At 62.3% G+C, this 23,679-nt stretch carries 19 protein-coding genes; 15 read left to right on the top strand and 4 right to left on the bottom strand.

All coding sequences use genetic code 11. From position 1 onward, the window contains the following. Positions 1-46: 46 nt before the first annotated feature. Positions 47-850 (bottom strand): type III pantothenate kinase, encoded by an 804-nt coding sequence (locus tag ADJ70_RS10485; protein WP_050341252.1) that lies wholly within the window; start codon positions 848-850, stop codon positions 47-49. A 232-nt stretch (positions 851-1,082) separates the two neighbouring features. On the opposite strand from ADJ70_RS10485, the gene rpmE reads away from it, so the two are divergent. Beyond that, on the top strand, positions 1,083-1,544 hold the full coding sequence (gene rpmE / locus ADJ70_RS10480) for a 50S ribosomal protein L31 (protein WP_050341250.1): 462 nt from the start codon (positions 1,083-1,085) through the stop codon (positions 1,542-1,544). 127 nt (positions 1,545-1,671) lie between these two features. Here rpmE and ADJ70_RS10475 read toward each other — a convergent pair whose 3' ends face one another. The 3 genes from ADJ70_RS10475 to ADJ70_RS15415 all read right to left on the bottom strand — a co-directional run bounded on the left by ADJ70_RS10475 (position 1,672) and on the right by ADJ70_RS15415 (position 6,922). Beyond that, positions 1,672-4,473 carry an ABC transporter ATP-binding protein/permease gene (locus tag ADJ70_RS10475; protein WP_050341248.1) on the bottom strand — a complete coding sequence of 934 codons (2,802 nt, stop codon included), beginning with the start codon at positions 4,471-4,473 and terminating at the stop codon, positions 1,672-1,674. Between the two features lie 18 nt (positions 4,474-4,491). Then, positions 4,492-5,454: a hypothetical protein gene (locus ADJ70_RS15420; protein WP_050341247.1), complete on the bottom strand. Its 963-nt coding sequence runs from the start codon at positions 5,452-5,454 to the stop codon at positions 4,492-4,494. Positions 5,455-6,184: 730 nt separating this feature from the next. Then, a complete protein-coding gene (locus ADJ70_RS15415) occupies positions 6,185-6,922 on the bottom strand; it encodes a hypothetical protein (RefSeq protein ID WP_050341244.1) in 738 nt (245 codons plus the stop codon). Between the two features lie 512 nt (positions 6,923-7,434). Here ADJ70_RS15415 and prfA point away from each other — a divergent pair. From prfA to ADJ70_RS10390, 14 genes are all read left to right on the top strand, one after another. Beyond that, positions 7,435-8,502: a peptide chain release factor 1 gene (gene prfA / locus ADJ70_RS10455; protein ID WP_050341242.1), complete on the top strand. Its 1,068-nt coding sequence runs from the start codon at positions 7,435-7,437 to the stop codon at positions 8,500-8,502. Between the two features lie 110 nt (positions 8,503-8,612). Then, positions 8,613-10,205 carry a peptide chain release factor N(5)-glutamine methyltransferase gene (gene prmC / locus ADJ70_RS15740; protein WP_050341240.1) on the top strand — a complete coding sequence of 531 codons (1,593 nt, stop codon included), beginning with the start codon at positions 8,613-8,615 and terminating at the stop codon, positions 10,203-10,205. Positions 10,206-10,905: 700 nt separating this feature from the next. Continuing rightward, positions 10,906-12,639, top strand: coding sequence for an AAA family ATPase (locus tag ADJ70_RS10445; RefSeq protein ID WP_172674488.1), 1,734 nt, complete (start codon positions 10,906-10,908; stop codon positions 12,637-12,639). Between the two features lie 160 nt (positions 12,640-12,799). Next, a complete protein-coding gene (locus ADJ70_RS10440; RefSeq protein WP_050341237.1) occupies positions 12,800-13,081 on the top strand; it encodes a hypothetical protein in 282 nt (93 codons plus the stop codon). Beyond that, positions 13,078-13,590, top strand: coding sequence for a hypothetical protein (locus ADJ70_RS10435; protein ID WP_050341235.1), 513 nt, complete (start codon positions 13,078-13,080; stop codon positions 13,588-13,590). The genes ADJ70_RS10440 and ADJ70_RS10435 overlap by 4 nt, the downstream gene beginning before the upstream one ends. A gap of 178 nt (positions 13,591-13,768) precedes the next feature. Beyond that, the gene (locus tag ADJ70_RS10430; RefSeq protein ID WP_050341233.1) at positions 13,769-14,335 is read left to right on the top strand and encodes a PadR family transcriptional regulator; all 567 of its coding nucleotides are present in this window, start codon (positions 13,769-13,771) and stop codon (positions 14,333-14,335) included. Beyond that, the gene (locus ADJ70_RS10425; protein ID WP_050341232.1) at positions 14,332-16,026 is read left to right on the top strand and encodes a flavodoxin family protein; all 1,695 of its coding nucleotides are present in this window, start codon (positions 14,332-14,334) and stop codon (positions 16,024-16,026) included. The genes ADJ70_RS10430 and ADJ70_RS10425 overlap by 4 nt, the downstream gene beginning before the upstream one ends. Before the next feature lie 128 nt (positions 16,027-16,154). Next, positions 16,155-17,699, top strand: a complete 1,545-nt coding sequence (locus tag ADJ70_RS10420) for an MFS transporter (protein ID WP_050341231.1) — start codon at positions 16,155-16,157, stop codon at positions 17,697-17,699. Next, positions 17,686-18,369 carry a TetR/AcrR family transcriptional regulator gene (locus ADJ70_RS10415; protein ID WP_050341229.1) on the top strand — a complete coding sequence of 228 codons (684 nt, stop codon included), beginning with the start codon at positions 17,686-17,688 and terminating at the stop codon, positions 18,367-18,369. Before ADJ70_RS10420 ends, ADJ70_RS10415 begins: the two co-directional genes overlap by 14 nt. Positions 18,370-19,576: 1,207 nt before the next feature. After that, positions 19,577-20,707, top strand: coding sequence for an Mbeg1-like protein (locus ADJ70_RS10410; RefSeq protein WP_050341227.1), 1,131 nt, complete (start codon positions 19,577-19,579; stop codon positions 20,705-20,707). Positions 20,708-20,939: 232 nt separating this feature from the next. Further along, on the top strand, positions 20,940-21,398 hold the full coding sequence (locus ADJ70_RS10405; protein ID WP_050341225.1) for a LytTR family DNA-binding domain-containing protein: 459 nt from the start codon (positions 20,940-20,942) through the stop codon (positions 21,396-21,398). 54 nt (positions 21,399-21,452) lie between these two features. Continuing rightward, positions 21,453-21,950, top strand: coding sequence for a hypothetical protein (locus tag ADJ70_RS10400; RefSeq protein WP_050341223.1), 498 nt, complete (start codon positions 21,453-21,455; stop codon positions 21,948-21,950). A 381-nt stretch (positions 21,951-22,331) separates the two neighbouring features. After that, entirely contained in the window at positions 22,332-22,847 is a 516-nt protein-coding gene (locus ADJ70_RS10395) for a nitroreductase family protein (RefSeq protein ID WP_050341221.1), read from the top strand. Positions 22,848-23,094: 247 nt separating this feature from the next. Continuing rightward, positions 23,095-23,559 (top strand): flavodoxin domain-containing protein, encoded by a 465-nt coding sequence (locus ADJ70_RS10390; protein WP_050341218.1) that lies wholly within the window; start codon positions 23,095-23,097, stop codon positions 23,557-23,559. The last annotated feature ends 120 nt before the right edge of the window (positions 23,560-23,679 follow it).

The raw sequence follows: 23,679 nt of genomic DNA, 5'->3' as shown, positions 1-23,679 counted from the left end.
TCAGGTGTGACCGGGTGGACAGGGCCTGCCGTGCACCCCTACCAGCCTAGCCCTCGCGTTTCTTGGCGCGATGCTCCCATATCTGGTAGATGCCCCGTACGGTGAGGTCGGGATCGAGGGCATCAAACAGATTTGTCGCCCGCGCGATCTCCCGCACGAGGCCCCCAGTGCCCACGATTGGCACCTTGCTCAGTCCGGGATCCTCCGCTCTTAGCTCATCTATGATGCGCCTGACAAGACCCTCCGCCTGCGCTGCCGCACCTATCACTATCCCTGACTGCACGGCCGTCTCGGTGTCGGTGCCCAAAGCGTGCGCTGGCACGACGAGGCTCACGCTCGAGAGGCGTGCCGCCTGCGAGAAGAGCGCGCGCGCCGAGAGCATGAGGCCCGGCATGATGGCACCTCCCCGAAAGGCACCGCGCCCATCTACGACGTCGATGTTCGTTGCCGTTCCAAAGTCGACTACGATGACCGGCGCCCCATAGGATGCCCGCGCAGCCACTGCGTTGGCGATGCGGTCGGCACCGACCTGGCGCGGGTCTGGCATGGCGATCTTGATCCCGCAGTCGCGCGTCGCATCTACCGTGAGCACGTCCTCTTGCTCGAGGATATGGCCGAGCATGTAGTGCCACTCTCGTGTCAGCACGGGCACGACGCTGGCAATGGCCACGTGCCTCACGTCCGCGAGGTCGAGGCCAAGCATCAAAAAGTAGCCGAAGAGCCTCTCGTGCAGCTCGTCAGCCGTGTCGGTCTTGTCCGATGCCATGCGCCACTGACGCAGGAGCTGTCCTGCCTCATTAAAGAGCCCAAGCGTCGTCTGCGTGTTGCCGATGTCCACTGTAAGAAGCATGCTGGTCTCCAACCAGTGCGGGGCGCCACGTGCCGGCGCCAGGTGATCAAGAGCGCTTCTGTTTTGCGTCTAGCTTAGCGCTCTGCACCCCGTCTTCACAATCTGACTACGTCTGCATCGGCATGAGCGAACAAATCTGATACAGTGATACGGCTCGAAGCCTAAGGGAAGGCCCCAAGGGCGTACCATCCTCGCCTGGTCGGAAACCAGGCCAACCAAGGGAGTTCCAAACATGAAGCAAGGTATCCATCCCAAGTACGTGGAATGCACCGTTCGTTGCACCTGTGGCAACACCTGGGTCACCCGCTCCACGAAGAGCGAGATGACCATAGATCTCTGTGACAAGTGCCATCCCTTCTACACCGGCCAGCAGAAGCTTGTTGACACCGGTGGGCGTGTCCAGCGCTTCTCTGACAAGTTTGGTGGTGCCGCCGCAGCCCAGCTCAAGAGGGCCCAGGAGGCCAAGGCCGAGAAGGCCGCGAAGGCCGCCGAGGCTGCTGCCGCGAAGAAGGCCGCCAAGGAGGCCAAGGCTGCCGAGAAGGCCAAGCGTGCCGCTGAGTACGCCAAGAGGTCCGAGGCCAAGACTGTTGAGGCGGACGCTGCCAAGGCTCCCGAGGCACCCGAGGCCGGAGCTGTGGAGGCCACCGAGGCGACGACCGAGGTCGCGCCCGTTGAGGAGACCTCCGCAGAGTAGCCATGAGTTCCCGGGCGGCAGTCCAAGGGCAGCCGCCCGGGAACTTTGCCTGGAGTTTGCCCGGAGAGGTAAGCTTCTCGGGTGGGTCCTCGGCGAGTTGTAGGTGAACTTAGGTCAGTCCCGTGCGTCAGCCCTGCCTGAGCGCGTGGGCAGGGTCCGTCTGTGTCGCACGCAAGGTGGGCGTAAGACCCGAGACGAGACTTAACGTCATTCCCACTACCACCGAGACGGGGATGATAAGCGGTGAGGGGGATACCAGAGCTGCCTCTTTCGTCAGACTTTGGATGACGAGGGACAGCGGGACAGACAGCAACAGGGCAAAGAGTGCGCCGAGGATGCCCGCGCACATCCCCACGGTTACGTTTTCCCAGCAGAACAGTAAGACGACATCACGCCTCGATGCTCCCAGCGCACGCAGGATGCCGATCTCTCGCCGCCGTTCGATGACAGCCACGGATGTCACCGAAAAGATCATGATGGCGCTCAGTCCCAAGGCCAAGATCATGAGGATGATCAGTGCCCAGCTCACGAGGCTGATGACGCTCGTTACCTGATCGACCTCGGCCTGGTTGAGGCTGGCATAGGTCACGGGTACCTCACCGTCTGCGAGGGTGGCGTTATAGGAGTCAAGCTCACTGATGATTTGCTCGCGCCCCTCCACGCTCGATGGGAAGATCTGGATTGATGTCGGTTCGTATAAGTCGGCCACACCGAGCTTGTCCATGTTCTCTTGATAGGCATGATTCAGGGTTGCGGGTGCATATGACTCGATGATGGCTGTGAACTGGTCATCAGGAAGCGCGGCGACCTTGCGCACGTCATCCTGCGACACATAGAGTCTGCCTGAGGCGTCAAAGTAGTCCTTAAAGCGATCGCCCAAGGCCATGACCTGCTCGTCATTGAGGCTCTTGAGGTAGTCGAGCTTTCTTTGCGAGAGCAGGGAGCTGTCGATGGCCGAGAGAAGCGCATTTCTGGTACGCTCTGCCTCTATCGCGCGGTTGGAACCCCTCGACTCGGACGCGAAGTCCACTCCGGTGAAGACGTCCACGTTGGGGCTGCCCGCCTGCTGACGCGCTATCTCGCTCGAGCTGTTGTGATCTATGACCCATGGGATAAGCTTGGAACTGTAGCCTATGGCGCCTACCTCGGGGACGCTGGCTATCTTGTCAGATGCACGTACGACGCCGACGATCCTGAGTTTCGGGGCGCTTGCGAGGACGTCCTTCATGCGTCTGGCGTTGCCATTGGCAAGGTCCCAGCCTCCGTCACCCTTGTAGTAGTAGTCGCTCTGGGGCACGATGTCAAACTCGAGTCCCAACAGCCTCTCGAAGGAATATGCGTCATCAAGGCCCGGGATGCGGACATCCTTGCCCATCATAAGGTCAACGGACACCTCGCGGATGCCCTCGAGGTCTGCCAAGCCAGTGGCATAGGCGAAGTAGTCGGACACGCGTCCGTCATGGTCGCAGATGATGACGGCTTCGTCGTAGGAGTTGGGCATGTGGCCGGCCATGACCTCGTAGGGACTGGCGCCCGTTTCCTCGTTGTAGGGGATCTCGCGCAGTAGCGACGCTGCGTCAGGCAGGATGTCCGAGACGGCCCTCTCACCATCCTTGCCAAAGATGTGATCAAGCGAGAGGTTGTCGAGGATGGTCACCCTGCCATCCTGGACGATCTGCCTACCGTTGGCGTCATAGAGGTTGATGCCGACGTCATAGTGGCGCTGGACGTCATAGGCATTCTGCCGGATGTGCGAACGGTCTGAGTCCACGTAGCGCATGAACTGCTCGAGGTCGCTCTTCTTGCTGTGCGCGAGGGCTGTTGCCGCAACCTTCTGGGCCACATGGCTGAGCGTCACCTCGCTGGGGGCATCACCGCCTTGCTGGTCGTTGCCATGGAGCGTGTCAAGGGCACTGAGCGCGACGCCCACGAGCGACGCCTGCGTGCCGTTCTGTCTGAGGACCAGCGGGTTGCTGGCTAAGGAGGCGATGCCTATGCGGTCCATGTAGGCGTGTGCCCCGCTCTGGACGGCAAAGGTCAGGCCCGTGCCCGTGATGCCTATGGTTGCGACGAGTAGCGTGATGAGCGCGCGTTGGAGCTTGTTACCCAAGTGCTGTCGTATGAGACGGGCAAACATGCCAGCGTGCCCCGGATGCCTCGGGTGCCTTAGGCCCCCAAGGCCCCCATCACCTGCGTCGTCAGCCTTTGCCGCGCGCGACCCGCAGGCGTCGGACACTGGCCCGGACCGAGTCAGGTCGCTCTCGACCGTACCCTCTCCCAGCCTGATGATGCGATCGGCGTAGCGCTCGGCAAGCCCCTGGTCATGCGTCACGATAACGACGAGACAGTCTTGGGCGATGGTGGAGAGGGTGCACATAACGCCCTCCCCGCTCGCGAGGTCAAGCGAACCTGTGGGTTCGTCTGCAAGCAGGATACGCGGACCCTTGACTATGGCCCGGGCGATGGCGACGCGCTGGGTCTCCCCGCCCGAGAGCTCGCTGGGCATTCTGTCCTGAAAGTCTCCCAGACCGACAGCCTCGAGCGCCTGGGCCACAGCTGCGTCTGGATCACCGCCGACAGGACCCTCGACCTCAGGACTGCTGATGTTTTTGAGGTCGAGGGCGCAGCGCACGTTGTCGCCTACGCTCAGATAGCCGATGAGAGACGCGTCTTGGAACACGAAGCCGACGTCTTGTCCCCTGTACCTGTCCCAGTCTGTCTCGAGAAAGTCCCTCGTGGACCTGCCGTCGATTTCGAGTTCTCCCTCAAAGTCGCCCTCGAGGCCACCCAAGATATTGAGGAGCGTTGTCTTGCCGCAGCCCGAGCGTCCCAAGATGCAGGCGAGACCGGTGTCTGTAAAGGAAAGGGAGACCTGATCTAAGACCAGGCGCTCCCCGTAGCCCTTGCATATGTCTGTGGCTTGCAGCATCGGCCCGCTTTTCGTGTTCTAGCGCACGTAGTAATCAGACTGCATCGAGTTGTACAGGTCGGCGAAGCCCTTGAGGTTGCTGCTCTCCTGAATAGCCTCAGGTGTGCCACTTAGGAGTACGATGATGCTGTAGTTGTCGTACTCTATCGAGACGGCCCACCCCATGCTTGCGCGGCCTGTGAATAAAGCTGTATGGACGCTCTTTGCCTTCGTGTAGTTGGAGATCTTGTCGCCTCTCACGATATCGTAGAGGTCGAGACCGTACTTACTGTTACCGACATAGGCATTGATGGGGGTGGAGTCGATAAAGCGCTGCAAGTCAATTGTCGTGACTTCGACCGCGCCCGCGTGGTCGAAGTCGAGGCCGGACTTCTGGATCGTATCAACAAGCTGCTGGCTTGTGAGTCCACTGGTCTTCACGACGGTCATGTATGCGACGATGCCCGTGCTCGATGCGGAGAGAGTAGATGAGCTTGAACTGCGGTAATCGAAGTTGGCAAGGGCCCACTGTCCATTGAGCTGGTCAAGCTCTTGGTCGCTCAGTTGCAGGAGCCCGTCGAGATCCTTTGGTGCTTGGCGCTCGAGGCCATTGGCCTTGTTGGTGATAAACTGAGCCATCGCTTCGTTCGAGAAGTACATGGGCTGGTTCCCGGAAACGTTTTTGCAGATCGCGTTTGGCAGGACGGCACTAACGTCGCCGCTTCCCGTAAGCACTTGCGAGATCTTAGCGTTGGCTGCGGTTCCGGAGATGGCGGGGAGAACGAAAAACCAGACTGCAGCTATGACGGCGACGAGCGCGAGTGCCGCCACAAGGAGGGAACCGCGCCCCCTCTTGCGCGTCTGCGCGTTCGTATCCTTGGATGGCATGTTGGTTGGCATGGCCTGGTCGGGGAGGGAAGACGTCGGCTGCCACGTGGACTGCGTCGGCGTACCAAAGGGTGTAGCTTGGTCCGGGGTGGGCGAGTCCTGCGGCAGCTTCATGGTGGGTGTTTGCGCTGCTTGGGTGCCCGCTCCCGGCCGTGTCTGCGCGCCCGTGGGGCTGGTACTTGACTGCGCGGCCGTGGGCGGTTGGGCCTGTGTGTCTCGCGCCTTTGAGCTAGGTCGTGCTATGGGCGTTGACATCCACTCGCTTGCGTGCGTCTGCGCATCCTGTGTACCCGTGTCTGGCTCGGCTTTCGGAGCCGCGATCGCTTGGTCATCTGTGCCTGAGGGCTGGGTCGTGCTGGTATGTGGGCTCAGGCTCGAGGGAGCCTGCGCGCTTGCGCCTGGTTGCGCCCAGGGGCGTGCCTGTGCCTCTGTCTTTGGACCTGTGTCCGCCCCTGCCTGTGCCCATGGGCTTGGTTGCGGCTGCGCCTTTTGACCTGCGTCCGCGCCCGGCTGCGCCTGTGTACCCCATGCCCGAGCACTCATCGGCGTCTTAGGGGCAGGTCTCCACGGGCCCTTTCGCTCCTGCATGTCATGAGAATCGGCGTCTGACTCTGACGTGGACGCACTTAGAGATGAATGCGCTTTCCGCTCCTGTGTCAGGGCGTTCGATCGTGTCTTGGGTGCGGGCCTCCAGGGACTTGGCTGGGCTTCAGTGCTTGCACTCGGCCGTGCTTCATCTGCGCTCGTCTGGGCTGTGGAGGTTGCGTTTGTCTGGGCTTTTGCGTCCGGTTGTGTGCCTGTGCTCGAGGGGGCTTTCGGAGTTGTGGCTCCCCGCGTACCTGTCTCAGGTGGGGCCGTGGTGGCCTGCGGACCCATTCTTGAGGGGCCCTGCGGCTTTGGACCTGCGCCCGCGCCCGACTGCGGCCACGGGCTGGGCTGGGTCGGCGCGCCTGGGCTGGCCTGTGCCCCGCTGCCCGGCGTGGTCGCGGGTGCCCCTGTGCTCGGCGTAGTCGTGGGCCCCTGCGCCCACATGCCCGTCTGGGCTGTGCCCGCCTGCGGCTTTGGACCTGCGCCCGCGCTCGGCTGCGGCCACGGGCTGGGCTGCGCCGGTGCGCCCGGGCCCGCCTGTGCCTTGGGCTGTGACGAGGGTTGCCAGGCGCCCGCCTGCGCCTTTGGACCTGCGCCCGCGCCCCGCTGCGGCCACGGGCTGGGTTGTGCCGGTGCGCTTGGGCCTGCCTGTGCCCCGCTGCTCGGCGTGGTCGCGGGTGCCCCTGTGCTCGGCGTAGTCGTGGGCCCCTGCGCCCACATGCCCGTCTGGGCTGTGCCCGCCTGCGGCTTTGGACCTGCGCCCGCGCTCGGCTGCGGCCACGGGCTGGGCTGCGCCGGTGCGCCCGGGCCCGCCTGTGCCTTGGGCTGTGACGAGGGTTGCCAGGCGCCCGCCTGCGCCTTTGGACCTGCGCCCGCGCCCCGCTGCGGCCACGGGCTGGGCTGAGTCGGCGCGCCTGGGCCTGCCTGTGCCCCACTGCCCGGCGTGGTCGCGGGTGCCCCTGTGCTCGGCGTAGTTGTGGGCCCCTGCGCCCACATGCCCGTCTGGGCTGTGCCTGCCTGTGCGCCCGGTTGGGCTGGCGTGCCTTGGACGCCTGTGCCAAACTGTGCCGTAGTCGTCCACATGGGTCCCTGGGCCGTAGGAGCCTCATGCCCTGCGCTCGGTTGCCCCATAGGAGCCTGTGGAGCAGCGCCCGCTTGGGCTGGTGTTGGCGTCGGGTTTTGCCGTGGCTTTATCTCCGTTATGCAGTGCGTGCAGAACGTGGCACCGTCTTCCAATTGAGCTCCGCAGTTAGGACAGAACATGTTCGCTCCCTTTACTCCGCTATCGATCGGGTCAAGCACCTGTCAATGGTATCCATGACCATTACAGATCATTTTACCAGAGAGACGCGCGGGACTGATGCGAAATGGCAGCAGTCAGGGTGCGCCGAGGCTCTAGGACATGCCCGGTCATGCCGTGAACGCGGCATGTTCCACTTGCCCCCATGCATGAAGCGCGCTTGTGCGTGGTAGACTGGCAAAGCTGACCAGTGCGAGGAGACAACCATGCGTGACAAGCTAGAGAGGCTCATCGCTGCGTACGAGGAGCTCGAGAAGAAGATGATGGACCCAGGGGTCGTCGCCGATCCCAAGGAATATGCACGCATTGCCAAGGAGCATGCCAGTCAGGCTGAGCTCGTGGCCAAGGCTCGCGAGTACCTCGGTGCCCTCAATGACATCGATGCCGCGAAGGAGATGCTGCACGAGGCCTCCGACTCAGAGGAGAAGGAGATGCTGCAGCAGGATATCTCAGAAAACGAGGAGAAACTACCTGCTCTCGAAGACGAGATCAAGGTCATGCTCATCCCCGGGGATCCCAACGACGAGAAAGACACCATCGTCGAGATTCGCGCCGGCGTGGGCGGCGACGAGGCGGCCATCTTCGCGGGTGACCTCTTTGACATGTACGGCCGCCTTGCGCAGGCGCGCAAGTGGAAGGTCGAGGTCCTCTCGGCGAGTCCGTCCGAGGCAGGGGGGTACAAGACCATCGAGTTCAAGCTCATGGGAGACAAGGTCTATTCCGTTATGAAGTACGAGAGCGGTGTCCATCGCGTGCAGCGCATCCCCAAGACCGAGAGCCAGGGCCGCATCCAGACCTCAACGGCCACCGTCGCCGTGCTCCCCGAAGCAGACGAGATCGACATCCAGATCAACCAGGAGGACCTGCGCATCGATACCTACTGCGCGTCAGGCCCCGGTGGCCAGGGCGTCAATACGACCTACTCGGCCGTGCGCATCACGCACCTGCCCACAAACACCGTGGTGCAGTCGCAGGAACAGCGCTCGCAGATACAGAACCGAGAGGTCTGCATGCAGATGCTTCGTGCCCGCCTCTACGAGATGGAGCTTGAGAAGCAACAGGCAGAGCAGGGGGCCAATCGCCTCGCGCAGATAGGCCATGGCAACCGCTCCGAGAAGATCCGTACCTACAACCAGCCGCAGGATCGCGTAACCGACCACCGCATCGGTTTCAATGGCACCTACAACGGCGTGCTCCTGGGCGATACCCTACCCTCCGTGATCGACGCCCTGGCAGCGGCCGACCGTGCGGATAAGCTGGCCAAGGCCGTCTGAGTCTGGCCTGTGCGCACGGGCAGGGGCACACGGCTCCGGTCAGTACCGTGCAGGGGGTACCCATGGTCGCCACATAGGAGCGCAGAGGGCCCAGCTCATTGGGAGGCTTCATGGCAGAGGAGACTTGGACCGTCAAACGCATCCTCGACTGGACGCGAGGCTACCTTGCAGAGAAGGGTGACGAACACCCGCGCCTCTCGGCGGAGTGGCTCATCAGCAATGCCTGCGGCCTCTCGCGCATCGAGATCTACACCGGCTTCGGTCGCGTTCTCACGCCCAAGGAACTTGCTGCCATGCACGATGGCGTGCTGCGCCGTGGGCGCGGAGAGCCCCTGCAATACGTGACGGGCGAGATGCCCTTTCGCCATATCATACTGCGCTGCGAGAGGGGAGTGCTCATTCCGAGGCCAGAGACCGAGATCCTGGTGGATGCGGCGCTTCTCGGCGTGGATGCGGCCAAGGCTGCAGGTCACAGTGCCCAGGTGCTCGAGATCGGTTGCGGCACCGGCTGCATCTGTTGCTCCATCGCCTCGGAGCGGCCGGGTGTGCACGTGACAACAACCGATGTCTCGCAGCTTGCCGTGAGCCTTGCTATGCGCAATCGCGATGCGCTGGGTCTTGCGAGGGCGATTGACGTCATGGAGTGCGACCTTGCCTCTGGCGTAGACGAGGGACTCATGGGTACCTTCGACTTGCTCGTGTCCAATCCTCCCTATATCCCGAGTGCCGTGCTGTCGACCCTGCCCTACGAGGTTGCGGGCTTTGAGCCTGGTTTGGCGCTCGACGGGGGAGCGGACGGCCTGGACGTGTTTCGCCGTCTTTTGAAGCTGGCGCCGCAGGCGCTTCGTGCGGGCGGCATGTTCGTCTGTGAGCTCTTCGAGACCAGCGTGGGTACTGCCGCACAGCTCTGCCACGAGCAGGGTGGCTGGGCTCGCATCGAGGTGCGAGATGATCTTACCCACAGGCCGCGCGTGCTCGTTGCCGTGCGTGAGGGCAACCTCGCCGACGGGGGAGCGCTCGTCGAGACCGACAAGGTCATCGCCGTGAGCCAGGAGAAGCCGAGCGCCATCGTCGTGCGCGACGTTGCCAAACTCCTTCTGGAAGGCGGTGTCGTGGTCATTCCGACCGATTCTGTCTATGGCATAAGCTGTGCCGCGATTCCGGGAAATCCTGGCCTGGAGCGCATCTTTGACATCAAGGGGCGCAACCGCGCGCAGACCCTGCCTTGGCTTGTGGCCGACGCACGTGATCTTAACCTCTACGGCTGCAATGTCCCCGCATGGGCACAGGCCCTAGCCAAGAGATACTGGCCAGGGGCGCTCACGCTGGTCGTAGAGGCAAGCGCCCTTGTGCCAGATGAGTATTCGCTGCGTCGAGTCGTTGCGAGAGGCGATGCCGGTGACGCTCCTGCCCTTGCCACCATCGCCCTGCGCTGCCCTGACTCTAGGCTCGTGCGTGACATAGCGCGTGAGCTGGGCGTGCCTCTCGCCACGACAAGCGCAAACACGCACGGGGCTGCCTCTGCCACGAGCGCTTCTGACGTCGAGGGACGTCTGATCAAGATGTCCGACCTCACGCTTGACGCGGGCCTTGCCCCCATCGCCGTCGCCTCGACCATCGTGGACTGCACGGGCACGGAGCCACACATTCTTCGTGAGGGTGCCATCGCGACTGCGGCCATCCTGCGGACCGCAGGGTTCTAGGCGCAAACACATACATTTAGGGACACGCGGACTACCTCAATATCGTCGCGGGATCTCGCCTACGGCCGTTGTGGGCCCTCAGGGAGCACCTGACAGCGCAATGTGCACTGCCACTCGATGCTGAACGTACGGAGTGGAACGTTCAGGGCCGACTGGCAGTGTCATCCACACGGGACTGCACGTTCAGGCCCGAGTGGCAGTGTCACTCGCACTGCCACATGGCATCGAGCGTACCAAAGCGGTACGCTCAGGGGCGAGTGGCAGTGCGATCGGTACGCTCAGGCCTGAGTGGCAGTGCCACCCACACTGCCACTCGATGCTGAACGTACGGAGTGGAACGTTCAGGCCCGACTGGCAGTGCGATCGGTACGCTCAGGGGCGAGTGGCAGTGTCATCCACACGGGACCGCACGTTCAGGCCCGAGTGGCAGTGCGGGTTGGGGTGACCTTTGGATCTGTAGGCGTTATGCCGACGTCGGAGCGCTTTGACAGGGGTGTGCCCCAACCCTGCCCAGGACGGCCTCCTTGTAAGTGGCAGGGTGTCTCCGTGCGGGCAGGACGGTTTCTTGGCCGGTCCGGCTGATCGGTGCAGCGTTGTTAGCGCCGGGCGACTATAGTGCCTCTCTGGGCGTGGACATGGAGCAGCACCCGTCGGCTGCTAGAATGGAGATGGCGGTCGAGGTCAGTGATTGGGGGGTGCTGTGGCTGCGGCGATTGTCGACAGGACGGGGAGGCACAGGCTTCCCATAGGGAGCGAGGACTTTGAGAAGGTCGTCTCCAGATGCGTCTATGTGGACAAGACGCTCCTGATCAGGGATCTTCTCGACAGCTCCCTTGACGTAACCCTCCTTTGCCGACCGCGTCGCTTTGGCAAGTCTCTTGCCATGCGCATGCTCCAGTGCTTCTTTGAGTCCCCCGTGGAAGGATATGTGCCTGACCGCTCGCGCCTCTTTGACGGGCTTGCCATCGCTCGTGCGAAGGAGAGCTACCTCTCTGAGCGCGCCTGTCACCCCGTGGTGTTCCTGAGCCTTGGGGGCGTGGGTGGCCCCACGCGGGAGGGCTGCTGGTCAACGTTCGCAAGACAGGTCTCAGCCGAGTACGTGCGTCATCGCTACGTACTCGAAGGTGCGGCGTTGGCTGAGGTTGAACGCGAGTCCTTCGAGAGGGTCATGGGGCAAAGGGCCAGCGAGGCAGAGCTGCTTGCCTCACTGGCCAGCCTCTCCGACTGCCTGGCTCGCCATCATGGCACGGATGTGGTCATACTCATCGACGAGTATGACCACATGGTGACGGAGGGCCATCTCAATGGATATCGTGACTTTGCCATTGACGTGATGCGTCGCTGGCTCACAGGCGCGCTCAAGGCAACGACCTCGCTTTTCCTAGCCTGCCTCACGGGCGTTCAGCGCGTGAGTTGCGAGTCGATATTCTCTGGGCTCAACAACGTCGTCGTGGACACCGCCATGGACCTTGGGTTCATCGAGGGGTTCGGCTTCACGCGCGCAGAGGCCGAGGCGCTTGCCCGCTACCAGGGCCTTGCCGAGGATAAGTTGCCGGAGATGCACGACTGGTATGATGGCTATAACTTCGGTGGCGTCGAGGCGTACAACCCCTGGTCTGTGCTCAACTATCTCAGGCAAGGCGGCGTCGCTCAACCATACTGGGGCAATACGAGCGACAATGCCATCGTGCATCAGCTCTTCCAGAAGGCGACGGGGGAGTCGATCGCAGAGCTCCAAGACCTGGCCGCAGGGGGCGTGGTGGTACGGCCGCTCGATCTCGCGACAGTCTTTTCGGAGCTTGACCAGCGCAAAGGTCTGCGCTCTGATGCCGCCCTCTGGGGTCAGCTCTACCTGGCGGGCTACGTTACGACCGATGACGTCGCCATGCCTCACGATGACATGGTGCCCAGGCGACTGCGCAGGCCGAATCGTGAGGTGGGTTGGCTCTATCGTCGTGAGTTCGCAGAGCGCACCATCGTTGCCGTGGGAAACTACGACCTCTTGCTATCGCTCAAAGACGCACTCGTCTCGGGCGATGCGACGGGCCTTGCGTGTGCGCTCGAACACATCCTTGTTGACTCGCCAAGCTACCTCGACCTTGTGAGCGAGAACAGCTACCATATGCTGCTTCTTGGCTTGGTCTACGACATTGCGGGCTACCGATTTCCGCAGTCCAACCGTGAGTCCGGTGACGGTAGGCCTGACATCGCGCTTGAGCCAGAGCTCGAGAACCAGGGACTTCTGCCTGCTATCGTGATCGAGGTCAAGGATGCGCACGATGGGCCTGCAGGGCTCGATGTGCTCTCACAAGCCGCTCTCAGGCAGGCCGAAGAGAGGCGCTACGGGATCGATCTTGCGGGTGCAGGTCGGCTCTGCTGGGGCATCGCGTTTTCTGGCAAGCGGGCAAGCTGCGCCTCCCGCAGGCTTGGGTGACGTGCCTGGCTGACATGCCCCAGCCATATTCCTCCTTTGTCCATGGTTTTCGTGCGAACGGTCCAGGGACGCCGCCGCGCCAGGCGGGACAGGTGATTGACATGAAGTTAGCTAACGTGTACGGTACGACCGACCATTGACGTGCGAGACGGAGGCAACTGTGGACGAAGCGTTGGGTTGGGAGACCACGTTAACCCCCGAAGAGGAAGCGAGGCTGCGCGAGAAGGACCTCAAGCGCGTCAGCTTCTGTTTGAACACGTGCCCAGGGTGCAAGATCGCTCGTAAGAAGCAACGGGGCTTCTGGTACCAGGCCGTTCGCGCGAGCGACGACAAGCTCTGTCCATGGTGTGCCTCCTATGCTCGTGTGCTGGGTAAACGTGCCTATGAGCCCATCACTGAGGAGGACATCGCGGCGATCCCAGAGCTCAAGAGGGCCAGATGACCCGCCTGGAAGACCACTATCGCCTTCATCCCTTCACATTCTTCATAACGCACATGGTGGGCATGGTAGCCTTTCTGGTGGTCGTTATCTCTGGTGTGGTCATGGCGGTGCACCCCGATGTCGGAGAGGCTGCCCGCAGGGCGCACGGCGTCTCGAGCGCCCTGCTGCTCCTCTGCTTTGTCGCAGAAGTCGTGGAGGTTGTCGTGGTGAAGCTTGCCAGCGCTGGGAAGATCAACCCCCCGCTTGGCTTCAGGTTCAGAGCCCTTGTCGCCGCAAAGGCCCGCAAGGACGCCGCCGTCTATGCTGCACATAGCATTATCTCATGGGTGGCGTTGCCGATCACGCTCGTTATCACGCTGGTCTCGGGGTCTCGCTCTGCAGAGGCCCTGCACGCCGTACATCCAGCTCTTGGCGCGGCGCTCGTCCTTCTCATCGTGGCGCATGCCGTCCTCACGGTCCCCGCACGTCGTATCCGTCTGGAGGTGGACGAGCGGGCGAGGAGACGATAGCGCCACATGGAGCTCGGGCGATGTCGCCCGTCGGATGACATACAAGACTCGAAGGCATGTCACCACCCGTCACGCTGACCGTGGGTCGGTGCAGAGCAACCTGGCACAGAGTCCTCTTGACATATTCTACTAGTAGTATACTCTATTAGTAGAATATTCTACTTAGGGAAGGGGACCTATGCTCAAGTACGGCGTGCTCGGGTTGCTGAGCTACGGGGACATGACCGGATACGAGATCATGGCCATATTCAGGGACTCCCTCGCGTTCTTCTGGAACGCGAGCACCAGTCAGATCTACCGCGAGCTCCAGCACCTCGAGGATGGGGGGCTTGCGACCAGTTGCGTGCAGGAGCAGGACGGGCGGCCCAATCGCCGCGTCTACTCCATCACCGAGGCCGGACGAGGCGAGCTGTCCTGTTGGCTCGACTGCGGCGAAGACGGTGCCCTCTCAGACATGCGCATGCGTTTTCCGCTCCTTTTGAGGCTCTTCTTCATGGGTGAGGCTGACGAAAAGGCGCAGCTTGGCTACGTGCGGGGGCTGGTCGCAGCCTCTGAGCGCTTCGCCTCGGCGATGTCAGAGGTGCCCGACATCGTAGGGGGCTACGGTGCGCGCACGGGCAACGCCGACAAGTCGCCCTTCTGGGAGATGACGGCTGACTTCGGCCTGCGTTACGCCCGCATGCTCGGCGAGTGGAGCCAAGCCTGCAGGGAACGACTCGACACGATGCAAGGAGACCAGCGATGAATGTCCTGCTCATCAACGGCAGCCCAAAGGGTGACGCCAGCAACTCCATGAGGCTTGCATCTGCGTTCCTGGATGGCATGAGAGACGCCATGCCCGACATCGGGCTGCGCACCATGGCCGTGAGCACGGCGGACATCTCTCCCTGCAAGGGTTGCTTTGCCTGCTGGAGCAAGACGCCCGGCGAGTGCTGCATGCACGATGACATGACAGGCGTGCTTAAGAGCGAGAAATGGGCCGACGTGACCATATGGAGCTTTCCCCTGTACTACTTTGGCGTGCCCGGTCCCCTGAAGACCCTCATAGACAGGCAGCTGCCTACCATGCTCCCGTTCATGGTCGAGCGAAGCGACGGCGTGGGAAACGGGGCGCACCCCTCGCGCTTCGACCGGTCGAACAAGCGTAACGTGCTGATCTCCACCTGCGGGTTCTACACCTCAAAGGGCAACTATGACGCCGTGACGGGCATGTTTGATCACATCTGTGGGCGCAGCAACTACGAGACCGTGTTCTGCGGGCAGGGCGAGCTGTTTCGTGTGAGGGAGCTTCGCGGCAAGACCGACCCATACCTGATAGTCGTGCGCCAGGCAGGAAGAGAGTTCGCAGCTGCTGGCGCGATCGGCGCAGAGACAAGAGGCCGCCTGAGCGAGCCCATCCTTCCAAAGGAGACCTATGAGGCGATGGCGGATGCGAGCTGGGGCATCGACAAGGACGTTGCCGCTGGCAAGGCTGAGCAGAGTGGGCAGGGTGGCAAGGCCAGAGCCAGCGCTCCTCAGGCCCTCGCCTTTACCCGCCAGATGGCCCTGCTATACAACCCGAAGTCATATTCAGGCACGCTACGCGTCATCGAGATGGACTACACCGATATAGGCGAGGTATACCAGATCAGCCTGACCGAGCAGGAGGCAACGGTCGTTGAGGGACGCGCCGCCACCGCGACCACGGTGATCAAGACGCCGTTCGAGCTCTGGCAGAGGATAGCACGTGGCGAGATTGAGGGCTCGCAGGCGCTCGGGCAGGGCCTCTACACGGTGGAGGGGGACTTCTCTCTCATGCTTCACTGGGACAGTGTCTTTGGCACAGGGGATGGGTCCTCCGACTCCGCCACGGTGCGGAAATCCTCGCGCCCTGCCGCAAGACCTCCCCTGATGCTGGCCTCGCTGCTGCCACTGACGGTGTTCTGGGCCTGCGTTCCCATTGATGCGACGTTGGGCAGCATGGTGGTGCTTGGCGTCTGCGCGCTCGAGCCCTTGCTGCTCCATCGGCACGAGCTGACCGTCTACGACGATATCTCCATGGCCATGGCGTCCCTGCTCGCGCTGGCGATGCTTGCCGGCGTGGGAAACTTGTGGGCGCAACCCGCATCATACCTGCTATTTGGGGCCATGTGGGCGGCATCGTGCGCGACGAGCGTCCCGTTTACCGCCTACTATGTCAAGGCTCTCTACGGTGGGGACAAGGCTCTTGGCAACCCCCTCTTCATGTCCTGCAACCGCATACTCACCCTTGCTTGGGCGGCCGTGTTCGCGCTGAACGCCGTCGTGGCGCAGGTTTTGGCCTCGACTCCCGCGCACGCCTACTCGGGCTTGGTGGTGAGCGGGCTGTCTTTGCTCATGGGGCTCTTCACCAAGTGGTTTCAGGGCTTCTATCCCGCGTGGGTGGCGGCGGGGCGCCCGTCTCCCCTCAAGGGGTAGGCGGGCCGCTCTGCACGTCGCTTCTGCGTGTCGCATGACCAGAGGGCATCCCTTGACATTCATATGATACTTAGTAACCTATTCATAGGTACTCGATATCACATGAAGTCGCAAAGGGGATGTCGCCCATGTCCGTCAGCCATGAAAACAGTCATCTTGCGCCCACCGCAGTGGGGCAGAGGCAGGTCTGGAGGGCCTTGGGGGGCCTGTGTCTTGGGACGCTCGTGTGCTTTGCCAACACGACGGCCTTCAACGTTGCGCTTCCGGCTATCTCGATCTCGCTTGGGGCCAACGAGATGGCGCAGCAGTGGATGGTGTCGGCGTACAACCTGGTCTTTGCGGCGTCGATGCTGCTCTCGGGAACGCTGGGTGACAGGTGGGGGGTCAAGCGGACGCTCATCTTGGGAACTGGCATCTTTACCCTCGCCTCGGCCGTAGGTAGCCTCGCCCCTAACTGCGAGGTTACTATCGCCGTGCGTGGGCTCATGGGGCTCGGTGCCGGCCTGTACGTCCCCATGGCGCTTGCCCTCATCAGGCGCATGTTCGACGCCGACGCCCAGTTGCGTGCCTTGACGATGCGCTCCATCGCCATAACGCTTGGCGTGCCGTTTGGCCTGGTTCTTGGTGGCTTGCTCGTCCACCTTGCTGACTGGCGCTCCATCTTTGCGTTCGATATCGCCGCCTTTGCCGTCGTCACGCTGCTCAGTGCCCTCCTCATTCCTCGGGATGAGAGTTCGCCTTGCGAGGCACCCGACACAGGGCGCCTGCCTTTGCTCTCGGCGCTGCTTGCGCTCTTTGGCCTCTCCCTCCTCTCGGCGGGCCTGATCAACGCCCAGGCTTCCCTGGCGGCTCCAGACTCCTGGGGCCTGGCTCTGGCCGGCATGGCGGCCTTGGCACTCTTTGCCCATCATGACCTGCGCTCGACAAATCATCTTGCCGAGCTTGCGCTCTTGCGCATTCCCTCGTTCGCGTCCGCTTCGCTGTCTTTGCTCGCACTCAACCTTGCGGTATCGGGCATCATGTTCGTGCTGCCGCCCTATGTCGAGACGGCGCTTGGAAACGACGCGCTGACAGGAGCGCTCATGCTCATGCCCATGGTCGCCGCCGCCATGGCTGGCGCCGCGCTCGTGCAACCTGCGGCGCGTAGGTTGGGCAAGCGGGGTGCCTGCATAGGGAGCCTCGCCATCATCGCCTGCGGCCTTACCATCATGGGCGTCTCGACGCTTGCCGTGGGGTATCCCCTCATGGCGGTGGGACAGTGCGTCTGCGGTATCGGTATGGGGGTGGGATTTTCCACGATGCAGGGCTGGGGCATGGAGCAGGTGCCGAGTGAGCGTAGTGGGGGCGGCTCCGCGCTCATCTCGACCTTTCAGCAGACTGGCTGCCTTCTGGGGATCGGCTGCCTTGGATCACTCGTGGGCACGGCCTATGCGTCGGCATGTGCGGGGAGCGCCGCTGAGGGGCCTGCGACCATCTCCATGGCCTTCGAGCTGGCGTCTACGCGGGACGTAGCTCAGGGGCAGGCGATGCGCGTCGCGGCGGGTGAGGCGTATGCCCATGCTATCCTAGTGACGTTTGGCGTGACGGCCGTCGTGATCATCCTCATGGCGGTTGTGATCGCGTGGTGGTCAGGTTCGAGACGGCTGGGACAGGAGGATCATGCGGGAGGATGAGCGGGACGACAGGCGCGGTGTCTCGAAGAGGGCAGTGCGGGCCAGGGAGGCCTGGCAGGGCAAGCGGCTTCGTTCGACGCGCACCCGGCTGCGCGCCTGCGGCATACGGCTCATCGCCACGCACGGCTACGAGAAGACGACGGCGCAGGACATCGCGGCGGCCGCCGGGGTTTCCACCATGACGTTCTTTCGCCACTTCCCGTCCAAGGAGGACGTCGTCCTGGGCATGCCGCCCGACAGCGATGGCGTCGCGGCCGCCGAGCAGGCGCTCGGCGCGATAGCCGCAGGTACGTCCCCGCTTGAAGCCGCGCGCGCTGTGTTGAGGGCCGCTGCGAAGGCGCTTGGACAAGAGGGCCTCTCGGACGTTGCCCTGAGGCTTGTTATCGTGCGCGAGAACCCACCGCTTCTGAGGGCCCTGTACGCGCGTGTCCCCCGCTGGGTCCAGATGGTGGGCCTGCTGCTTCCCGACTCGCTACGTGGTGCAGATGGCTTCTCGACGCGGCTGACGGCAGCTACGATCGTGCTGTACTGGCTTGAGGTCATGCAGGAGTGGTCCCGCCGTGGGGGAACCGAGGTGGACGCGGCATCGCTGTCTGCGGTTGCCGATGAGGCGATGGGGTCAATGGCGAACCTCTCGCCCGTACCAGCGCCCGCTGGAGGGGTAATGTAGGGGGATCGTTCGGGTCTTCTGTGACGGTTGCGCGAAGCGTACCGGGACCCGCACGCAGCGCATGCAGACTGCGCTTTTTGGTGAGGCACACACACCAGAATGCGCTTTTCCGTAAAATGCGCTTTTCCTTACCTGGGCAAACGTGGCGCCGTCTCACGGAAAAGCACATTCTGTTACCTGCGTCTCACGGAAAAGCGCATTCTGGCCTGATCGACTCACGGAAAAGCGCACTCTGCGATTCCCAGGTCGCGCAAACTGCGCCTTTCCGTTACGTTGCGGCGCCCGGGAAGTGTGGGGCAACCCCCCGCTAGGCTGCGGGGCACTATGGAGAATGCCTCAACTGGGCAAATGCGCTCGAGCAACCACCCGCCAGCCTGCGGGGCGGGTTGCGCCAGGGTCCGCAAATCTCGGTTCGGAGCTTGGCCTCACGGAAAGGCGCACTCTGTCCAACCGGTGGGCTTCAGAATGCGCTTTTCCGTCACGACGCGACCGCAGAATGCGCCTTTCCGTGAGGGTGCCGGCGCAGAATGCGCTTTTTCGTAAAATGCGCTTTTCCTTATCTGGGCAAACGTCGAAGTCGCTTACGGAAAAGCGCACTCTGCAACCACGATGTCACCAAAAAGCGCATTCTGTACCCATCACCTCACGAAAAGGCTCAGTCTGGCTCTTGCCTCACCTCGACGTGCCACAGCATTTGACGCACTACGACATTAAAGCCTCTTCGTTGCATCCATGAAAGCCGATGACAAGGTTTGGGAGCCTTGAGTACATGTCCATGCTAGCGATATGGACTTGAGAGCTTTCCGTCCTTGTCCAAGATTCCTGCGGAGCGAAGACGGCTCTGAGCTACTTTCACTGCATCTGGTCTCGTCTTGGGATCATTGGCCAGTTTTTAAAGGAGGTGTTATACTTCCTTTGCTCTTCCCTTATGACCTCTATAATCATCATGACTCCTTTTATGAGAGCTGTGGGTGCGGGGGGCTCGCCACGTGGCAGTATGGCGAGAATACTGTCTGTGTAATGAATGTGGTGGCACAAAGTTTCTCCTCCATCCCTGCCTCGATGACTCACATAGAGGCGCGGCCTGGATGGATCGATCTCCACTCCTGAGGTCTCGGTTCAGGTGGGTGTTAGGGTCCAGTTTGCTCTATGCTTCTCTTATCCAGAACTATTTTGTAGGCGGGGGATCACGGCAAGGGAGGGTCACATGGCGCATGTGCTCGTCAAGTACTTCGCAGAGCGACGTGAGTCGTTCTCGGATGCACAGCTGACCGAGGTGGACAGCCTGGTCCTCTCGACACTTGCGTACCTGTACTTCGAGAGCGGCGTGCTCGGGCACACCGACCCCGCGCAGCGCGTGCCGCTGCCCGCTACGCTGCGCGGGGTGCGGCGCAGGGAGCTGTTTGGCGCGAACTGGCCCCTCTACTCACTCATGGGCGCCGACACCCTTCTTACGGCCCTGCTCGAGTCTCCGCGCTTCATGGAATTGGAGGTGGGCGGCTACGTCAGCGAGCTGTCCAGCCGTCCTGCGAAGCAGTTCTCTGCCATTACGTTCTTCCTGCCCGAGGGGTCGGCCTACGTCGCCTATCGAGGCACCGACAACTCGCTCGCAGGCGGTAAGGAGGATCTCAACCTCATGTTCGAGGAGGGAGTCCCCAGCCAGGTACGCGCGCGGGCGTACCTGGAGGACGTCGCGCGAAAGGGCGACTCGCGCCTCTATGTGGGCGGCCACAGCAAAGGAGGCCACCTTGCTGAGTACGCGGCGCTTACCTGCGACGACCAGACCTACGGCAGGATAGGGCGCGTCTTCAACCACGACGGCCCCGGCTTCGCGTTCGCCCCGAGTGCCCGCATCGAGTCGGACGAGTATGCGACAAAGTTGAGCAAGACGGTTCCGGGGAGTAGCGTCGTCGGCATGCTGATGGAGGACCGCAGCCTCGTTCGCGTGGTGCGCTCGTCGGGCTTCCTCTTCGACCAGCATGCACCCATGCACTGGGTGGTCAAGGACGGGAGCTTCGTCGAGCTCGACGCCATCAGCCCCGAGGCATCCGTCGTCGTCGCCACGCTGAACGGCTGGGCGGCGTCCTCTGGGGTGGACAGGCGCAGGCTGTTCGTGAACACGTTATTCGACGTGCTTGGCGCCGCTGGTGCCGAGACGTGGAATGAGCTTGGGAGAAACTGTCCGGCAAGCGTTGGGGCCATCGTCTCGGCACTGAGGCAGCTTCCATCCGACATGCGGGACGTGGTCTTTGGCACGCTGCGTGACATCGCGTCCCTCGTCGGCGCGGAGACCGTCAGGCACGTTCGCAGGGCGCTCCCGGTACCCCACGCACACTGAAGATGGGCGCCCCTGCCAAGACTGACTTGACAGGCAGGTGGACATACCCCCCCCGCATGCTGAAGGCGGGCGCCTGTGGGTGCCTGCCGAAACCTCCAGCGCCGGTGCAATTCGGTCGCCAAAACATGCGACTGGGTTGCACGTTCGCCCTTGGGCCACCTCCTTTGGATACAGTGACATTGTCAAGGTCTTGACAGGACGACTAGGCGACGGAGAGAGAAGGGTGTGGTCCGTGGAGGTGAGGCTGATAGAGGAGGAAGGCCGCTGCGGTATAGAGGTTACAATCCGCAGCGCGCCGGCAGACGAGGGCGCGCGCAGGCTCGTCGAGCGCCTGAGGGCGCTGAGGGGCCGCCTCGTGGGCTATCCCGAAGACGGGTCGATCACGCGCCGCGTGGTTCCCCTCGACGAGGTGCTCCTCATCGAGACGAGCGAGCGCAAGGCGTGGATCATCCTGGTGTCCGGCGAGCGGCTCGAGAGCCCGATGAGGCTCTTCGAGCTGGAGGCTGCCCTCGAGGGCACCGAGTTCGTTCGCGCGTCGCGCCAGGCGCTCGTGAACTTCGATCACGTGAGGGGCATACGTCCCGAGCCCAACGGCAAGCTCGACCTTGAGGTGGGTGGCCGACACGTGCCCGTCTCGCGCGGCTATGCGACAGGCATCAAGAAGAAGATAGGTGTGACTCCTGACAACTGATCAGCCTGATCGTGTGGGCTAAGGGTCAGGGATCGTGAAAGAGAGGCGATTGAGATGACAAAGACGGATGACGGAATTCTGGACAGCTCCGTGTTCTCGGGTGGTGATAGGCGAACGTTTGTGGGTGCATGCAAGATGGGGGTGGTCTCGGGCTGCCTGGTGGCGACGATCGTGCTCCTGTGTATGATCGTCGCGAGCGCCTTGCTCAGTGGCATGACCGCATGGATGGTCGGGTGCCTGTCCTGTATCGGGGCAGGCATCGCAGGGGGTATCTTTCAGCAGCTGTGGTTCAATTACCTGCCAGCACGGCGTTTCGCCTACAGTACGCGCCTCTTCCTCTTTGGGGTCACGTACTTTGTGGTGCTGGTTGCCTGCGCGTACCTTGGCAGCTGGCTTCCTCGGGAGAACCCCTACGCTTGGGCGAGCTTTGCGATCATCTACCTTGGGATCTTTGGCGTGCTTACGGCAGCCTTTGGGCATGCGCTCAAGAAGCGTGGCATCGAGTACAAGGCTAAGCTCGATGACTACCGGCGTTCTCGCGGGCTCGAGTAGCAATGAGGAGCTGGCGTAGGCCCGATACCTGCACCCGATCATCGGCAGGTGGGTGGTCGGGCCTCTGGGTGCGCCGTGCGGGCAGGTAAAGCAGCTCGCCCGCACGGCGGGCATAATGCAACGTGATGTACCGTACTTTTTGACAAGACTATTTGAGTTGTGGATGTGACCCACGCCTCGGTGCCGCTCGTGGCCGAGGCGTCGTCCTGTGTGCGTACGCGAGCTTGGCGGTTGGATCCTTGGGATGGCTGCGGCTGCTCGTCCAGCTCTATGCAGGTCCATATCAGGCTTTAGCCCTCTCAATCTTCCTGCGTACCACGCTCGTCCGAACTCCTATAATCCCACCGTAGGTATAGGAGAACTCACTGACAGGAGGTTGCCATGGGCTTCATGGAACTCGCCAAGGAGCGCTACACGGTCAGAAAGTACGCGGACAAGCCACTCGAGAAGGAGCAGCTCGACAAGTTGCTGGAGTGTCTGCTCATTGCACCGACGGCAAAGAACCTCCAGCCGGTGCGCGTGTACGTGATCGAGGGCGAGAAGAACCTCGCCAAGCTCGACGAGCTTACCAAGTGCCGCTACGGCGCCCCATGCGTGCTGGCGTTTACCTACAACAAGGACGAGGACTGGAAGAACTCGATCGAGAGCGGCTTCCATTCTGGAGAGCAGGACGTGAGTATCGTTGCCACGCACATCATGCTGCGAGCGCAGGAGCTGGGCCTCGGCACCACGTGGATCAATTGGTACGCCCCCGTCGCGTTCGAGAGGGCCTTTGACATTCCCGTAAACGAGAGCAGCGTGCTCCTGATGTGTGTGGGCTATGCGGCTGATGACGCGCACCCCGCGCGGATGCACAGCGAGACCCGTCCCTTGGATGAGATGGTGCGCTACCTCTAAGCCTGGGACAGCCCACGTGGCCGTGCTGCGGTAGGCATGTCCTGCGCGGCGCGTGCCCGTGGGCATAGGGCCTTATGGCCGTGCCCCCTGCCCTTTGCCCTGAGCAGAGTCTCCATACTTATGATAAACCGAAGAAGAGATCATCTGCCCTGTCGCTGTGGGAGAGTTCTTACGTGGGATTCCAGGAGAGCTCGATGTCTCGCGTGGCGACCAGTGGGAGAGGCCCTTCGGGAAAGGTCACAATGACATGAGGGAAACGACAGGCCAGACGCGAACAGCCATCTGCTACTGCTCGCTGCATCATGGGAATACGAAGAAGTTGCTTGACGCGATAGCCAGTCGGCATGAGGTCACGCTGATCGATGTTAAGAAGGGTCAGCGCAGCGACCTTGCGGGATATGATCGCATTGGACTCGCGTCTGGGATCTACTACGGCAAGTTCGCGAAGCAGTTACTCGAATTTGCGAAGGCCTGCCTGCCTGAAAGCAAGGCAGTGTTCTTCATTGCGACGTGCGGGGCCTGCAGGCAGAGCAACTTCAACTCAATCAAAAACGTCGCAGATCAGAGGCATTGTAAGGTGCTTGGGCAGTACCTGTGCCTTGGGTTCGACAGCTTTGGTCCGCTCAGGCTGATCGGTGGCATCCACAGGAAGAATCCCACGCAGGAGGAGATCGATGGGGCTGTGAGGTTCTATGAGGGGCTGCCGGCATAGGGACCAGGTAGCCTTAGAACCCCTCATCAACAGGTATCGCCCAGCTCAAATGGATCAACCTCACGTGGCCGGGCGCAGTCGAGGAGGCGCTTGGCCTACGTTTTCTCGACATGGCCCCAA

The sequence above is a fragment of the Olsenella sp. oral taxon 807 genome (genome assembly GCF_001189515.2).
In the GTDB taxonomy this organism is placed as follows: Bacteria; Actinomycetota; Coriobacteriia; order Coriobacteriales; family Atopobiaceae; genus Olsenella_F.
This window is presented reverse-complemented; position numbering and strand designations above follow the sequence as displayed.

Bases quoted from the DNA above. Each gene is read 5' to 3' on its own strand.
- ADJ70_RS10485 (WP_050341252.1), bottom strand. From the start codon at position 850: ATGCTTCTTACAGTGGACATCGGCAACACGCAGACGACGCTTGGGCTC.
- rpmE (WP_050341250.1), top strand. From the start codon at position 1,083: ATGAAGCAAGGTATCCATCCCAAGTACGTGGAATGCACCGTTCGTTGC.
- ADJ70_RS10475 (WP_050341248.1), bottom strand. From the start codon at position 4,473: ATGCTGCAAGCCACAGACATATGCAAGGGCTACGGGGAGCGCCTGGTC.
- ADJ70_RS15420 (WP_050341247.1), bottom strand. From the start codon at position 5,454: ATGAAGCTGCCGCAGGACTCGCCCACCCCGGACCAAGCTACACCCTTT.
- prfA (WP_050341242.1), top strand. From the start codon at position 7,435: ATGCGTGACAAGCTAGAGAGGCTCATCGCTGCGTACGAGGAGCTCGAG.
- prmC (WP_050341240.1), top strand. From the start codon at position 8,613: ATGGCAGAGGAGACTTGGACCGTCAAACGCATCCTCGACTGGACGCGA.
- ADJ70_RS10435 (WP_050341235.1), top strand. From the start codon at position 13,078: ATGACCCGCCTGGAAGACCACTATCGCCTTCATCCCTTCACATTCTTC.
- ADJ70_RS10430 (WP_050341233.1), top strand. From the start codon at position 13,769: ATGCTCAAGTACGGCGTGCTCGGGTTGCTGAGCTACGGGGACATGACC.
- ADJ70_RS10425 (WP_050341232.1), top strand. From the start codon at position 14,332: ATGAATGTCCTGCTCATCAACGGCAGCCCAAAGGGTGACGCCAGCAAC.
- ADJ70_RS10420 (WP_050341231.1), top strand. From the start codon at position 16,155: ATGTCCGTCAGCCATGAAAACAGTCATCTTGCGCCCACCGCAGTGGGG.
- ADJ70_RS10415 (WP_050341229.1), top strand. From the start codon at position 17,686: ATGCGGGAGGATGAGCGGGACGACAGGCGCGGTGTCTCGAAGAGGGCA.
- ADJ70_RS10410 (WP_050341227.1), top strand. From the start codon at position 19,577: ATGGCGCATGTGCTCGTCAAGTACTTCGCAGAGCGACGTGAGTCGTTC.
- ADJ70_RS10400 (WP_050341223.1), top strand. From the start codon at position 21,453: ATGACAAAGACGGATGACGGAATTCTGGACAGCTCCGTGTTCTCGGGT.
- ADJ70_RS10395 (WP_050341221.1), top strand. From the start codon at position 22,332: ATGGGCTTCATGGAACTCGCCAAGGAGCGCTACACGGTCAGAAAGTAC.
- ADJ70_RS10390 (WP_050341218.1), top strand. From the start codon at position 23,095: ATGAGGGAAACGACAGGCCAGACGCGAACAGCCATCTGCTACTGCTCG.